This window comes from Endozoicomonas sp. Z74 (assembly GCF_057680865.1).
The window spans coordinates 14,819-28,782 of the sequence record NZ_JBLYZI010000073.1 but is presented as its reverse complement, the minus strand read 5'-3'; the positions used below and the strand labels follow the sequence as shown (position 1 = coordinate 28,782).

The 13,964-nt window shown below is 50.2% G+C and carries 13 protein-coding genes; 4 read left to right on the top strand and 9 right to left on the bottom strand.

What is annotated here, in order from left to right; translation table 11 throughout:
• Positions 1–160: 160 nt before the first annotated feature.
• Positions 161–544, bottom strand: coding sequence for a hypothetical protein (locus ACNRUY_RS18400; protein WP_488113113.1), 384 nt, complete (start codon positions 542–544; stop codon positions 161–163).
• 412 nt (positions 545–956) lie between these two features.
• Here ACNRUY_RS18400 and rarD point away from each other — a divergent pair, with 412 nt between their 5' ends.
• Positions 957–1,847, top strand: coding sequence for an EamA family transporter RarD (gene rarD / locus ACNRUY_RS18395; RefSeq protein WP_488113112.1), 891 nt, complete (start codon positions 957–959; stop codon positions 1,845–1,847).
• Positions 1,848–1,910: 63 nt separating this feature from the next.
• On the opposite strand, the gene ruvA is transcribed toward rarD, so the two are convergent.
• Positions 1,911–2,528 (bottom strand): Holliday junction branch migration protein RuvA, encoded by a 618-nt coding sequence (gene ruvA, locus ACNRUY_RS18390; protein WP_488113111.1) that lies wholly within the window; start codon positions 2,526–2,528, stop codon positions 1,911–1,913.
• A 122-nt stretch (positions 2,529–2,650) separates the two neighbouring features.
• Here ruvA and ACNRUY_RS18385 point away from each other — a divergent pair, with 122 nt between their 5' ends.
• Positions 2,651–3,187 (top strand): hypothetical protein, encoded by a 537-nt coding sequence (locus ACNRUY_RS18385; RefSeq protein ID WP_488113110.1) that lies wholly within the window; start codon positions 2,651–2,653, stop codon positions 3,185–3,187.
• A 23-nt stretch (positions 3,188–3,210) separates the two neighbouring features.
• On the opposite strand, the gene ruvC is transcribed toward ACNRUY_RS18385, so the two are convergent.
• A complete protein-coding gene (gene ruvC / locus ACNRUY_RS18380; protein ID WP_488113109.1) occupies positions 3,211–3,735 on the bottom strand; it encodes a crossover junction endodeoxyribonuclease RuvC in 525 nt (174 codons plus the stop codon).
• Between the two features lie 435 nt (positions 3,736–4,170).
• Between ruvC and ACNRUY_RS18375 the strand changes: the two genes are divergently transcribed.
• On the top strand, positions 4,171–4,899 hold the full coding sequence (locus ACNRUY_RS18375; protein ID WP_488113108.1) for a hypothetical protein: 729 nt from the start codon (positions 4,171–4,173) through the stop codon (positions 4,897–4,899).
• 236 nt (positions 4,900–5,135) lie between these two features.
• Here the strand turns inward: ACNRUY_RS18375 and ACNRUY_RS18370 are convergent, their stop codons facing one another.
• The 6 genes from ACNRUY_RS18370 to ACNRUY_RS18345 form a co-directional block, all read right to left on the bottom strand.
• Positions 5,136–5,882: a YebC/PmpR family DNA-binding transcriptional regulator gene (locus ACNRUY_RS18370; RefSeq protein ID WP_488113107.1), complete on the bottom strand. Its 747-nt coding sequence runs from the start codon at positions 5,880–5,882 to the stop codon at positions 5,136–5,138.
• 63 nt (positions 5,883–5,945) lie between these two features.
• On the bottom strand, positions 5,946–7,727 hold the full coding sequence (gene aspS / locus ACNRUY_RS18365; RefSeq protein WP_488113106.1) for an aspartate--tRNA ligase: 1,782 nt from the start codon (positions 7,725–7,727) through the stop codon (positions 5,946–5,948).
• Between the two features lie 97 nt (positions 7,728–7,824).
• A complete protein-coding gene (locus ACNRUY_RS18360; protein WP_488113105.1) occupies positions 7,825–8,097 on the bottom strand; it encodes an FmdB family zinc ribbon protein in 273 nt (90 codons plus the stop codon).
• Between the two features lie 230 nt (positions 8,098–8,327).
• Entirely contained in the window at positions 8,328–9,854 is a 1,527-nt protein-coding gene (locus ACNRUY_RS18355; RefSeq protein WP_488113104.1) for a hypothetical protein, read from the bottom strand.
• 65 nt (positions 9,855–9,919) lie between these two features.
• Positions 9,920–11,413, bottom strand: a complete 1,494-nt coding sequence (locus ACNRUY_RS18350; RefSeq protein WP_488113103.1) for a hypothetical protein — start codon at positions 11,411–11,413, stop codon at positions 9,920–9,922.
• A gap of 2 nt (positions 11,414–11,415) precedes the next feature.
• A complete protein-coding gene (locus tag ACNRUY_RS18345) occupies positions 11,416–11,898 on the bottom strand; it encodes a SycD/LcrH family type III secretion system chaperone (RefSeq protein ID WP_488113102.1) in 483 nt (160 codons plus the stop codon).
• A gap of 335 nt (positions 11,899–12,233) precedes the next feature.
• Here ACNRUY_RS18345 and ACNRUY_RS18340 point away from each other — a divergent pair, with 335 nt between their 5' ends.
• Positions 12,234–13,700 (top strand): OprD family outer membrane porin, encoded by a 1,467-nt coding sequence (locus tag ACNRUY_RS18340; RefSeq protein ID WP_488113101.1) that lies wholly within the window; start codon positions 12,234–12,236, stop codon positions 13,698–13,700.
• Positions 13,701–13,964: the final 264 nt, after the last annotated feature.

The window sequence follows — 13,964 nt, the reverse complement described above, 5'->3', positions numbered from 1 at the left end:
CCGGAAATACCTTGTGCATCACCGGCAATGGGTGAGGGCGGCAGAGTTTTATGGAGGACACCGATCTGCTCTGGGGACATCATGGGTATGGACTTCAGGATGTCTTGGAATTGCTGAGGTTTCATGGCTGGAACTCCACTTTACACGACAATTCTCATGCTCAGGGAGTATAGACCATGTTAGCAACATTTAATTTGAACAGCGCCTGAATATCCGGTTTGCCACCAAGATACAAAAGCATCAGTGATGTGCCCAGATGGCGCAGCTCCGAATTTGTCATGCCCTGGGTATGGATCCCAGCGCCGGTTAAAAAAGCAGGAATCAAACTGATGCAACGCTTATCCAGCTCATAACCGGTACTTTCAAGCGCCTCATTTCCAGCGGCAAAGCCCGCCTGAAGAAGAGAAACCCCAAAGCCGGCGCAGCCAGCACCAAACTTTGCAACTTCAGCTACCCCAGGCCCCAAGGAGTTCCAGCCCTCTGTAAAAGTGTGTACGGTGGTTTCAGCCAAATCATAGACAAAGGCGGCACTGGCTTTGGCCACATTTTTAACCGAATCATAAAACCAGCCAATATAAGTCTTTGGCTCCACCTCCTGAACCGGTCGCTCTAAAAGAGGTTTTATACACTCAGCAGGGGCTTTGTTCGGACTTCTAAGTCCTGGAGTCCCCCTGGCGTCCGATAAATTATGAGTAGACCCACTGCCTCCCAAATCTTCAGGAGGAAGACTATGGGTTAACGAGCTGCTTCCCGAGGGTCTGTCCATAAACCATCCAGAAATTCTTAATTTATTATAATTTTAGCTATTTTTATAACCATTCATTCAATGCCACAGCGTCGAATCACAAATAAGCTTTTGATTACGCCTCAAACCTATTGTCGACCTGTTCCAGCATCACTAGACTTTGTAAGTCTGAGTTAAAGGGCAACCTCTTCCTGATCTGGCCGAAGTATTTATGTCAACCGTTTCTGTTTCCTCCACCAGCCTTGCCTATTCAATTCTGGCATCACTTTTGTTTGGACTGACGCCCTGGTACGTCCAGTGGCTCTCTCCCCTGGATGGGTCGGTACTGTTCTGGAACCGAATTCTTTTTTCTACCATCACAGCCCTTGTTGCCCTGCTTCTGATGAACCAGTTCACCGCTTTTCTGGCCATTTTCAAAGAGCCAAAAACGATCCTCTTGCTGAGCGCCGGAACCGGGCTGGTTGGATTTCAGTGGTGGCTGTTTGTATGGGCTCCGGTCAACGGCCTGACCAAGGAGCTTTCACTGGGTTATTTTCTGCTACCGCTGACCCTGGTGCTTACCGGCCGGGTGGTTTATGGAGAGAAGCCCAGACCTTTACAATGGCTGGCTATCGCTTTTGCTGTAACAGGCGTCATTCATGAGCTTATCCTGTACGGTTCCCTTTCATGGGTTCCACTCCTGGTATCCGGCCTGTACCCTTTTTATTTCCTGATACGTCGTCGAGTAGACGCCAACACCCTTGCCTGCTTCCTTTTTGAAAACCTCCTGCTGTCACCGATCGCCACCTTTGCTCTGGTCATGGACACCAGCTTTCTTGAAGTCATTAGCCAAAGAGTGGATTTTATTTATCTTCTACCTGGACTGGGCGCTTTGTGTACCAGCGCCATGCTGGTTTATGTGGCAGCGTCAAAAGCTCTACCTGTAAGCCTGTTTGGTTTACTGAGCTACCTTGAACCTGCGGTACTGTTTATGGTGGCCGTTCTTATTCTACGGGAGCCCGTTCCCTCAGGGCAGTGGCTGACTTACGGGTTCATCTGGATGGCCACACTGATCATCTGCGTGGATTCAATACGGATCATTCGGCAGCCAGCAGCGGCTTAATGCAATATGCGGGTTAAAGCCCGCACTGGCTACCAAGCGCTGAAAATAGAAACACCGGCTCCGCTAAATCATGCTTTTTAACGCCTGCCGGATCAAATCCTCGCTGGTGATCCCGTCCACATAGATCCGGCCAATAACCTTGCTGGCATCCTGAGGTTTATAACCCAGCGCCACCATGGCACTCACCGCTTCCTGCTCAACATCGGCCGCCTTTTTAGCCGCCTGCTGACCCAGAGGTGTTCCTGCAAGCCCGTCATTCACAGCCAGCTCACTCTCCCAGCGATTCAGCTTATCTTTCAGTTCAACAATCAGGCGCTCCGCCGTCTTCTTACCCACTCCCGGCAACTTGACCAGAGCTGAACTGTCTTCATCATGCACACAGCGCACAAAATCAGGGGCCTCTATTCCAGAAAGAATCGTCAGTCCCAGCTTGGGCCCCACACCATTCACCTTGATCAACGTCCGAAAAAGCTCTCTCTCCCGCGTATCACTGAAGCCATACAGCAACTGAGCATCTTCCCGGACTACAAAATGGGTATACAGTGTAACTTCATCCCCGGGCTCTCCCAACCGGTAAAAAACCGACATGGGCGCCTCAATCTCATACCCAAGCCCTCCGGCTTCGACCAGCAATAAGGGCGGCTGCTTCTCCAGCAGAACCCCACGGACCCTTCCAATCATAAATAAACCCCTGTGATAACCAGGCAGTAAGGCCACCTGACAATAATTCCCTGGAATAGGAACCCTTATCCAGAGCAACACTCAAACCAGCAGAATAACGGACGCCGGAACGGTATAACGACATGCATCGATTTTTCAGCCTGATATGGAGGCTGCTTCCCCAGGCAGGGTTGGCCAGCGACTACCACCCCTGCACCCAGGGAGGAGTGATTCCAATTCCCTTCGTTCAAACGCAAAAGCGGCTTCAGGAACGGCCACCTCATCCTGAGCTGTACTCGCCCAGGCTAGATACTCCCAGGATGGCCTTCCGCACTTACCTATCCGGGTACAGCCGTCTTCCTCTACGGGATCGTGCCTTGGTTACCCTGAGAAGCGCTCATTTGTCTGGCGCTCATCACCTGCTCGCCAGCCTGGCTTTAACCGCCCTTGACCATGGACTTCAACCAAGCGATATACAGTTGATCAAAACCGGCCACCTGGCGGAAGGCTGGAATAAAAGGGAAACGCTGCTCATTCAGGCTGTGGATGACCTTCACTACCAGCAGAAAATCAGCCACAAGCTCTGGCACATGCTGGGCCGGGTTTACGATCCTGGGCAGATTCTTGATTTTACGCTGTGCAGTGGCGCCTTTCATCTCTGCCAACACCCTGAAGCCTGAGACTGCCTGCTTGCAAAAGCCGCTCATCGACTCAACAGCCTTCGGTTTCTCCGCCCCGTAGCTCCCGCCATCCGGACCAGACTGGAGCGGGTATGAGAATGACAAAGCGCTACAGCAAGAGCATCCGCCGCATCCGCCTGAGGCGTGTTATCCAGCTTGAGGATCGATTTTACCATTTGCTGTACCTGAGACTTTTCAGCTCCTCCCTTACCAACCACCGCCTGTTTCACCTGCCTTGCAGAATATTCGGACACTTCCAGCCCATGGCTGACCGCTGCAACAATCGCCGCACCACGGGCCTGGCCAAGTTTCAGGGCCGAATCGGCATTTCTGGACATAAACACCTGTTCAACCCCAACAGACTGTGGGCAATACATCTCTATAACCTGATTGATTCCCTGGTAGATCTGCAGCAGGCGTTCCGGCAAGGGTGCCTCTTTAATACGTATGCAGCCAGAGGCAACGTATTGGCAGCGCGCTCCTGATTCCTCCACAACACCATAGCCGGTGATTCGTGACCCGGGATCGATACCCAGCAAAATGGCCATTGAAACCCTGTTCCTGTTCAATACATGCTGACAGAATACTGTATATCCATACACGTTACCACCGTTGTCATTCTGTATCTGAGGCTTACAAATCCTGAACAGGGGATTACTAAAAACCGCTATAGCCCTCAGGCAGCCCGACTTATGATTAGCTGACACACTTGGCCTAAATGCCCATAGCAGAAGAAAACCATTTTACGCCTCCCCCTCTGAAAAAGAGGAGGCAAACTGTTTTTCACGAAAAAAAGCGGTGACATCCGGCATAATGCATATGAATGACCTGTTGAGAACCCTGATTACCATCACCTGCATCGTTATCTTTCTTTTTCTGGTTGGCCTGAGCCTGAACCTTTAAATAGGGAACTTTACTCTTCTATTTCACTCGAAACTTGTCTATCCCTCAGATGCACAATGCACCACGACAGGTTGATCACAATGAGCCCCCACCAGCCACACTGGATCATTCTCTATTTTCTTCTGACAATACCGTTACCCACGTTTGCCGAGGAGACCACCTGGACAGAAATTCCCGTTCAGCTGACATCCTCAAAACAGATTACCAAATCGTTTTCAAGACTCCCATTAAAGGAAACCACTCACTTCATACTGACCAATGATTATTACGCCAGAGAAGGTTCCAGGCATTGGGAAATAGTCCAGCAATTGCTTCATTTTTTAATAAAGAAACGCTGGATAAAGACCATTCTTTATGCAGACTTAAAAGCGACTGATACAGGCGAATGTGAAACTTACCCTTTCCCCCTGTCGGATGAAATCCCCTGGAGAATAGAAGACGAAGCACTGAAAATACTGAAAGAAGCAGAAATATTAGGGGTTCCCATCAAAAGCTGGTCGCAACCGACTATTTATTCTGGCAGGCAACACCTATTCCATCGGGAATACCCCAAGCCTATTGAAACGAGTTTTTACAGAAGACTCAGGCAAATCGATGATACCATCAGCACCCAAGGCATCGAACTCTTGCTCGGGCTATTTCTCAGTAATATGGCCAAAGGAAATCCTTCACAATACAGCACAGGGAAGCTCATCCCTTATAAAGACATCCACATCGATCCAGAAAATCTGGTTACATTAGATGCTCAATTCTGCCAGGACGAAAATTTAGCCTTTTTTGCCAGGCAGCCAGGCAGCCAGGCACGTTGATCATCTTGTCCCGAGTCATGCATGCCAGTCGACAGGCTGGTGTTACTGCTCACCTGAATTATTTCGCCCCATATATCAGAGCAGCTTCAATCCTTATCTCTGAAACCAGGAGTGAGACGATAGAAGAAGAACCTTTCTACAACGGTCACTTTGACTACTGGCTTTACTGAGCTGATTAAAACAAAGCCCCGAACAACGGGGCTTTTCAAGTTTGGCGTGACAAAAAGCTTCAGGTCTTAGCCCAGCTGCTCCATCACCTCAGCGGGTATATCCGCATTGGTGTAGACATTCTGGACATCATCCAGGTCTTCCAGGCGATCCACCAGTTTCATGATTTTTTCAGCGCCCGCCAGATCCAGCTCGGTCTGGGTTGAAGCAATCATGGCCACTTCACCACCGGCCGCTTTAAGACCGGACTTTTCCAGAGCGTCCTTAACCGCCAGAAATTCCGTCCATTCCGTCACCACCTCAACAGAGCCGTCGTCATTGCTGACCACATCTTCGGCTCCCGCTTCCAGAGCGGCTTCCATGATTTCGTCTTCATCAACGCCCGGCTCGAAAAAAATCTGTCCTTTGCGATCAAACAGATAAGCAACGGAACCATCAGTACCCAGGTTACCACCGTGCTTGGAAAAAGCATGACGCACTTCTGCCACGGTCCGGTTACGATTATCGGTCAGGCACTCCACCAGCACTGCAATGCCGCCCGCACCGTATCCTTCATAGGTAACCTCTTCCATATTGGAATCGTCGTCACCACCGGCACCCCGGGCAATTGCGCGATTGATCGTATCCCGGGTCATGTTGGCGCCCAGGGCCTTATCTACCACCGCTCGCAGCTTGGGGTTATCCTCAATATTTCCGCCGCCCTGTTTGGCAGCGACCACCAGCTCTCGAATAATCTTGGTAAAAATCTTGCCCCGCTTGGCATCCTGTGCCGCTTTACGGTGCTTGATATTGGCCCATTTACTATGACCTGCCATAGAAAACCCCTATCTAAATTGCTCAGATTATCCGGCAGCTCTGACCGCCGGATACCTTAATCATCAGTGACTGGTAGCAGAAGCCGGATCGCGACGAATACGCAGATTCAGGTCACGCAGCTGCTGACTTTCCACCTCACCCGGTGCCTGAGTCAACAGACAGGATGCTGACTGGGTTTTCGGGAAAGCGATAACCTCGCGAATATTCGTGGTACCGCACAACAGCATCACCAGTCGATCCAGGCCAAATGCCAGACCACCGTGGGGAGGCGCACCGTACTTGAGGGCATCCAGCAGAAAGCCGAATTTCTCACGCTGCTCCTCTTCCGCAATATTCAGAACCCGGAACACTGCCTCCTGCATCTCTTCACGGTGGATACGCACAGAACCACCGCCTACTTCATAGCCATTAAGCACCATGTCGTAGGCCCGGGAGAGAGCCTCAGCCGGATTCGCTTCCAGCTCTTCCGGAGAACAGGTCGGCGCGGTGAAAGGATGGTGCAACGCCGTCAACCCCCCTTCCGTTTCTTCGAACATCGGGAAGTCGACCACCCAGAGCGGAGCCCACTCACAGGTGTACAGATTCATGTCCTCGCCCACCTTGCAGCGCAGTGCGCCCAGAGCTTCGTTCACCACGTTGGCTTTGTCTGCCCCAAAGAAGACAATATCCCCATTGGCGGCACCCACACGCTCCATGATGTTCATGGTCACGTCATCACCCAGGAACTTGATGATCGGGGATTGCAGACCTTCCACGCCTTTCTCAAGTTCATTCACCTTGATCCAGGCCAGCCCACGGGCGCCATAAATGCTGACAAATTTGGTGTAATCGTCAATCTGCTTACGGCTTAACTGCGCCCCGCCAGTGACTTTCAGGGCGGCAACACGGCCCTTTGGATCTTCAGCAGGGCCTTTGAATACCTTAAAGTCAACACCAGCCATCAGATCCGCAACGTCCACCAACTCAAGGGGAATACGCAGATCCGGCTTGTCAGAACCATAGCGGTTCATGGCTTCAGCGAACGTCATTCGTGGGAACTCAGCTCCCAGATCAACACCCTTCACTTCTGTGAACAGTTTTTTCACCAGTGTTTCAGTGATGCCCATGATCTGCTCTTCCTCCAAAAAGGAAGTTTCAATATCGATCTGGGTGAACTCTGGCTGACGGTCAGCACGGAGATCTTCATCACGGAAACATTTTACAATCTGATAATACCGGTCAAATCCGGAAACCATCAGCATCTGTTTAAACAACTGGGGAGACTGGGGCAGGGCATAGAAGTGCCCTGGATGTACACGACTGGGAACCAGGTAATCCCGTGCACCTTCAGGGGTTGCCCGGGTCAGCATGGGGGTCTCAATGTCGAGAAAACCCTGCTCTTCCAGAAAACGCCGGACAACCGCGGTTGCCTTACTGCGGATGATCAGCTTTTCCTGCATTTCAGGACGACGCAGGTCAACCACCCGGTGACGCAGACGAACGTCTTCACCCACTTCGGTGTACCCTTCAATCTGGAAAGGGGGTGTCTGGGCCTGGTTGAGAATTTCTACCTGCTTGCCCAGAACCTCAATTTCACCCGTGGGCATATTCGGGTTGACGGTCCCTTCAGGGCGGGGCCGGACGAAACCAGTTACCTTCAGAACATACTCACTCCTGGCTCTGTCAGCCAGTGCAAACGCTTCTTCAGTGTCCGGATCCACTACTACCTGAGCCATGCCTTCACGGTCGCGCAGGTCAAGAAAAATCACGCCACCGTGGTCTCGACGGCGATGCACCCAACCGCAGAGGGTCACCTCCTGCCCATCATGGGAAAGATTCAGTTCGCCGCAATAATGGCTGCGCATAATATACCTCGAATCAGGGGATTCAACTGTTCAAATTCACAAGTGATCAGCAGGCCGGTGGCACCGGGCCAGCAGCTGCCGGGCCTGCAACAGAATGTCATTCACTGGTTGCAGAGCAGCCGCCACAGGCGCTCTTGCTGTCTTTACTGGGGCAGTGGTTATCACTGGAAGCCACATTCTTCTTGCGGCCTCCCTTGAAATCCGTCTCATACCAGCCGCCACCCTTTAACCGGAAAGAAGGTGCACTCAACAGTTTCTTCAGTGCTGGTTCACCACAGGCCGGGCAGTCGCTCAATGGCGCATCACTGAATTTCTGAATGGCTTCAGAGACTTCCGAGCATTGCTCACACTGGTACTCATAGATCGGCATTAATCTGACTTACCCCTTTCTGACGCGTTACTCAGTCCCTCTCTCCCTTATCTTTTGGGAAAGCAGAGACAAAACAAAACGGCCATTATACCTCAAAGCCCGGTAGAGTCAGCCCGTCAACATCGAAAATTACACCCAGCCCTTTTACAGGATCAACCATCCAATGGCTCAACGGCATAAAAAAACCGGGCTCTCTCCAGCCCGGTTTTCCTGAGAAACCCGCCTGAAAATCAGACCGGCCTGTTACGAATTGACAGCCCTGCCTGCTCAACATCCTGAAGAGCCTCTGCAACCATCGCGTCCACGTAATGCTGGCTTTCCAGCAACTCAATCGCCAGGCTCTCCTCAGGGGTATCACCGCTCACTCCATAATCCCATTGTTCAATATCCCTGTATAACTGGTCGAGAAGAGCATCTACTTGCTTCCAGGTAAATGCCTCAGTCACATCGGAGAAAAGATCATTCTCCGTGCCTGACTGATCAGCCCGTTCTTCTCCAGCAGGCAAATTTGCTGCCAGAATCAAAGAAAGCCCTTCCAGGGCATCCTCCATTTTCTGCTCCGAAAGATCGACTCTTCCTTTAAGCTCAGCTGAACCCTGAGCACCAGAAGGCATATAATGGGCAGCGACCTGATTGACGAGTTCAGGCTTAAGAGACGACGTTGAATCTACATCATGCCCCACAACCCTTTCAGATGATGAGTTTTCCGTTTTTTTGCGCTGTTTTTCTTGGCTGTACCATTCAATCAAATTCTGTCGCAGGCTCTCCCGGGACAGACGGATTTCATACCGTTTCAATTCCTTTTTCAATTCCTCCAGTCTTTTTTCCCCACTGTCCAATGCGGCTGGATCATCTACTTCCACTTTTATGGAACCGTACGCCTTTACCACCACCTCTTCGTGAACATGCAGAGCAAGATAAAGCAACAATACCGTTAACCGGGTTTTATCAACAAGATTCGCAGCTTCCAGTTCTGAAATCTGCTCACGCAACTGGTTGATCTCAACCTGCAGCCCCTTGAAACTGGACTGTATCCTCACAAGCTCTTTTGCAAGCGCCTCCCCTTTCCATATGGAATTCGCCATTTCACGGGCAAAATCGGAGGGCTCAAGCTCAAGTTTACTGACCAACTGTTTGACCGCTTCTTCTACTCCCTTTCCCTGGAGCTGTGAAGGATCGCTGCCACTCACCAGCTTGACTGCCTTCTGGATGAATGCCTGCTTCACTTCACTGACTTCCTGCAGCTTCAGAGGAAGAGCCTCCTTTTTCTGATCAATCTCCTTTTTCCTTTGTGCAATGTTGACAATCAGCTCAGCAACCTCAAGCCTTATCTCCTGGATTTTTGAACGGTTCAAAGAGACTTCATCTACTTTTTCAGCTTTATTCAGAATCTTGATGTCCTGAATCATCCCCCTGAACACCATCAAAAGCGTCTGAGTGTCTGATAGATCAAACTGGCCTGAAGCAAAACGGGCGTTAAAATCAGCAAATATGGAACGAAGGCTTTCCATTCGAACACTGAACACTTTTTTTAAGTAGTCCGTTGATCCCATAAGTTCACCAGAAGGCGTATCCAGCGAAACCCAGCCATCACCCGGTGTCTTAGAGCCATCAACGCGACCTGCATACGAAAGGGAGTTGGAGTGACTGAATCCAGCACCCGCTACACCTTCTGACGAAGGCACCTCTGTCGCTGGGTTGATCCTTTCTGCCCCTATTTTCTGAGAGCTACCTGCTTCATTAATGGATCCCGACATGTTTCCCTCCCAATAAACACCTTATAAGCTTCTCATCGACCGATATTGCATAGCCTGCCTGCAAATCAAACAGGGCTGTTGCGAACAATAACTGCCTCTGCCTGTTGAGAATCCCTTTGAGCCTCAGACAGCATTTGATTAACCTCCCCTTCCAGCTGAAGAATATCTGCCACCCTCGCATTATCCACCGCATCCTCTGAGAGAAGCGCTTGATTATCCAAAACTCCCTCACGTATTTGAGACATCCTGTCCTGGAGCAGCAACAATGCGAACGCTTGCGGATTATTGGCACCTTCCAGGCTAAGGCTATCTCCCAGATAAGGCTGGTCTACAGGGTTTTCTTCACTTGCTGTCACCGACTTATCAGATACTGGTGGTGAAGCCAGAAGCGCCAGGGCAAGTGCCTCTGCAGCATCGGCACGGTCCTGGCTAGAAGGCAGCTTCGCTTTGTTTAAAGATACTGAAGAACCAGCACTCTCTATAGAAAACAGAGTTGACAGCCTGGTGAGCAGGGAAGGGCTGAGCAGCGCCTGCAACTCCTCGGCAATAACCGTAGGCAGAGCATTCTCAGTGGCTTTTATGGATTGATCCACCAGCGCTTTGCCCCTGGCCCTGATGTTATCGGTTTTCAAACTCTGCTGGGCACCTTCACGACTCGCCTCATGCAGCGCCTGCTGGTTATCGCGTTTTTTCTTTCGAAGGTTGCTCTCTCCGGTCTCCAGAGACTGCTGGTCAGTCTGTTCTTTGATTCCGAGAACAAACGCTTTCACATTAACGACGGTTTCCTCTGCAAGCGTCACCAGAGTCTCCAGCGCTGTCAGCCTGGTGCGGCTGGCCGCATTTTCTGCCGTTAACGATTGGATAACGCCATTCAGGTCAGAGACCTCCACAGCAATACCCGCCATCGCTAGATCAAGAGCAGATAGTTCCTGCTGCAAAAGTGCAATCTGGGCACTGTCATCAGAGTCGGCAAGTAACTGAGATTTTGCCTGGCGTGATGAACTCAAACTTGAATAATCTGAATTCTTCTGATTCAGGTTTTCATTTGCCTCATCAATTTCTGCGGATCGGCTTTGTATCTGATTCCTCAGTTCTGCGGCATTCAACCTGTGGCTCTGGGCGCTCTCACGGGCATCCGAAGCCAGCCCGATCGCCTCTGCACTGTTTAATGCCTTGATATCGTTGACCATCCCCTTAAAGACCATCACCAGAGTCTGGGTATCTGCCAGAAAGCTCTGAACATCAACATCATCTCCTCCCCCTGAAAAAAACCGGGCGTTGAAGTCCGAAAAAATAGAGCGAAATCCCTCCATTCTGGCATCAAAGGCCTGAGCCGCATAATTCACTGTACTTCCATTCACGGTTTCCGGTGCATCCAGTTCAACCAGGCTCAGAGCATCCGTGGTTAAAGAGCTGTCATCTGCTGCATAAGAAAGGCTGTTTGAACTGCTGTAACCACTACTGACTGAATCATCCGCATCACCGGTTTCCGCAACGGTGCCCGCTGTGATTGAGTTTACTGACTGTGAACCACCTGTTTCACTGATTGAGCCTGACATAATTAACCCCTCCCTGGGCTTACTCCCACATAATTTGCCAACTGTCTTGCTTTAGCCAACTCCTTTTTCCATCGGCCTTCCGCTTTTGCCCGTCGGATCGCTACTGATAACGCCTGGGCGGCCAGAACCTTCTGTTTCAGCTCCAGAAAACACTCCCCCATCACCAGAGAAGCCCTGGGGTCATGAGAGTCAAGTTTTTCCGCATGGGAAAGCGTTGCTGCGGCCTGGGCAAACTGACTCAACCGGGCCTGTGTCAGCCCAAGGCCAAGAAAATATCGATAGGATGTATGATCCAGCAGGCAGAGGTATCGAAAAACCTTCAGTGCCTCATCATAATGACCAGAGCTGTAACGGCCATGAGCCACTGTGTATATTGCATCCAGTTGGTTTTGATCAAGCTGTCGAAGCTCACTCAGCTTGCCCCCCCTGGCCAGAAAGTCGACCCACTGGGCTGAAGAAGGAGACTTCCAGGCTTGTTTATCCATAAACGCCTAAGACCTCATCTTTCTTAAAGGAATTAAAAATTAAGATATAAAGTATTACTCCATTATAACCCTTTACATAATTCACTATTTTCTACCCTATATCCTCTGCAGTTCTCTCTCTTTAAAATAGCCCCATCCCATTGTTTTTAAAGGATTTAATAACAATATTAAGCCCCTCTACCCAGCAACAACCAAAAGCAAAGTTGCAAATCCAGTAATCACTGCTTTATTTCTAGCTCAACCTTCATAAAACTGAACGCTCGCTTTTGGAAGGCTTTAACAAGCAAGAGGCCTGAAGCGGTCGACCTGCCTCTGGCACACAGGAGTTGCGCTTGATGAAGCTTGCCGTCACAGGGAGCCCAATAAAAGGCCCGCTACTTGGCATATCAACTGCGTTGCTGACCTTGGCTACGGCTGGCTATGTCTGTGCTGACGAGTTGCAGGAGAACGAAAGCCAGCTGCAGCTCAAACTCAATAACTATTATCAGGACCGGCGACCAAGGGACCCCACTGATTCTTATATAGAAAAGAACTCAGGGCGAAAGGTAGAGACCCAGAAAGAACAGCAGGCCTGGGGGCAAGGTGCAGAACTCAACTTCGGTTCACAATGGTTTGGTGTTAGGCATGCCTCGGGAGGGCTCGATGCCTCCCTGTATGGAGGCCTGAAGCTGATTGGCCAGGATGACCAGTATGGAACAACGGTGTTGAAAGAAGGCCCCCCCCTGTTTAACACCACCCAACACCAATATCGCTCAGCACAATCCAGCTATGCCAAGGTCGGCCAGCTCTACGTCAAGGGGTTTGCCGGTGAAGAGGGGATGAAAGTCAATGCCAAAGCGGGCTGGCATCGCATAGAAAGACCTTTAATGAGAACCACTAGCCGCATGACCCCCACCACTTTTCAGGGAGTATCACTGGATACCGAAGCAGGTCCCTTTGATTTCTATGGTTCCTGGTATAATCGGGTATCCCGTCACAACCATGACCGATTTGAGCCTCTGGCAATTCGCACAACCGGCGAAGAAAACTCCCGGCAACAAACCATTGATTATGCCTACACTCTTGGAGGCTTTTTTAATCATGACAAGGGACTTGGCTCACAATTAGCTTATGCAGAGAGCGCCTCCTACCTTAAGCTTTACTATGCCAGCCTGAATTACCTTTTTAAGGTCACACCTGGCACCAGCCTTTTACTGGAAGGCCGGTATTATAAAGGGCAAGAAAACGGCAACCATTGGAAAACACCGGCCAGAACCTATGGAGGCTTTGATAAGGATGCCAACCTCTATAACCTGAATGCCCGAATGACAGTCGACAGCATCTCCCTTAAAGCCTCCTTCAGTCAGGTAGATGCGGAAAAACAACAATCCCTGGGTTTTTTTGACTACCACCTGGCCTATGATGGAAGCCATCAGTACGACAGTCAGGACTACTGGACCAAAAGACAGATTTCAGACTTCAACTACAACGGAGAAAAAGTCTGGCAGGCTGGAGTAGCTTACGAGTTTGATCAATTGGGAGCCCCAGGTCTGACGCTCGGTTACACGTACACCCGGGGAAATGACATTAAAACCAACAGTCCGGAATACACTGATAAATACAAGGAATCGGAACACAATCTGGAAGTGGGCTATGACTTCCAGCATAAACAGCTGAAAGGGCTCGGGTTAAAACTTCAATATGCACAACACTATGCGGATAAGGAAATCACCGAAATAAAAAACCAGGATAAAGAAGGTTATAGAAATGAGGGTGCCAGCGACCTGAGGATTTACATTGATTACTCAATCACTATTTTCTGATTAACACCCCACATTTAAAAAAATGCCGAACCCAAAATCCATCACAATATTTAATAAGTCCATTTCCAAATACGGGAAGCCCTGAGAATTACCAGCCCTGCTGCTACAAGAGCACTTGCGAAGCCACACTCCCATTTGATACAACTAATAATGCCCTGGGGAAAGTTTTGCAATACAAACAAGGTTTAGAATTCACTTTGTCAGGAAAACTTGGGCAGCCGCACTTTGCCGACAATTCCGTTGGCAAAAATGCAACACCACCAC

Coding starts and splice junctions, on each gene's coding strand:
- ACNRUY_RS18340 (WP_488113101.1), top strand. CDS start 12,234: ATGAAGCTTGCCGTCACAGGGAGCCCAATAAAAGGCCCGCTACTTGGC.
- ACNRUY_RS18385 (WP_488113110.1), top strand. CDS start 2,651: ATGCATCGATTTTTCAGCCTGATATGGAGGCTGCTTCCCCAGGCAGGG.
- rarD (WP_488113112.1), top strand. CDS start 957: ATGTCAACCGTTTCTGTTTCCTCCACCAGCCTTGCCTATTCAATTCTG.
- ACNRUY_RS18345 (WP_488113102.1), bottom strand. CDS start 11,898: ATGGATAAACAAGCCTGGAAGTCTCCTTCTTCAGCCCAGTGGGTCGAC.
- ACNRUY_RS18350 (WP_488113103.1), bottom strand. CDS start 11,413: ATGTCAGGCTCAATCAGTGAAACAGGTGGTTCACAGTCAGTAAACTCA.
- ACNRUY_RS18375 (WP_488113108.1), top strand. CDS start 4,171: ATGAGCCCCCACCAGCCACACTGGATCATTCTCTATTTTCTTCTGACA.
- ACNRUY_RS18370 (WP_488113107.1), bottom strand. CDS start 5,882: ATGGCAGGTCATAGTAAATGGGCCAATATCAAGCACCGTAAAGCGGCA.
- ACNRUY_RS18355 (WP_488113104.1), bottom strand. CDS start 9,854: ATGTCGGGATCCATTAATGAAGCAGGTAGCTCTCAGAAAATAGGGGCA.
- ruvA (WP_488113111.1), bottom strand. CDS start 2,528: ATGATTGGAAGGGTCCGTGGGGTTCTGCTGGAGAAGCAGCCGCCCTTA.
- ACNRUY_RS18360 (WP_488113105.1), bottom strand. CDS start 8,097: ATGCCGATCTATGAGTACCAGTGTGAGCAATGCTCGGAAGTCTCTGAA.
- aspS (WP_488113106.1), bottom strand. CDS start 7,727: ATGCGCAGCCATTATTGCGGCGAACTGAATCTTTCCCATGATGGGCAG.
- ruvC (WP_488113109.1), bottom strand. CDS start 3,735: ATGGCCATTTTGCTGGGTATCGATCCCGGGTCACGAATCACCGGCTAT.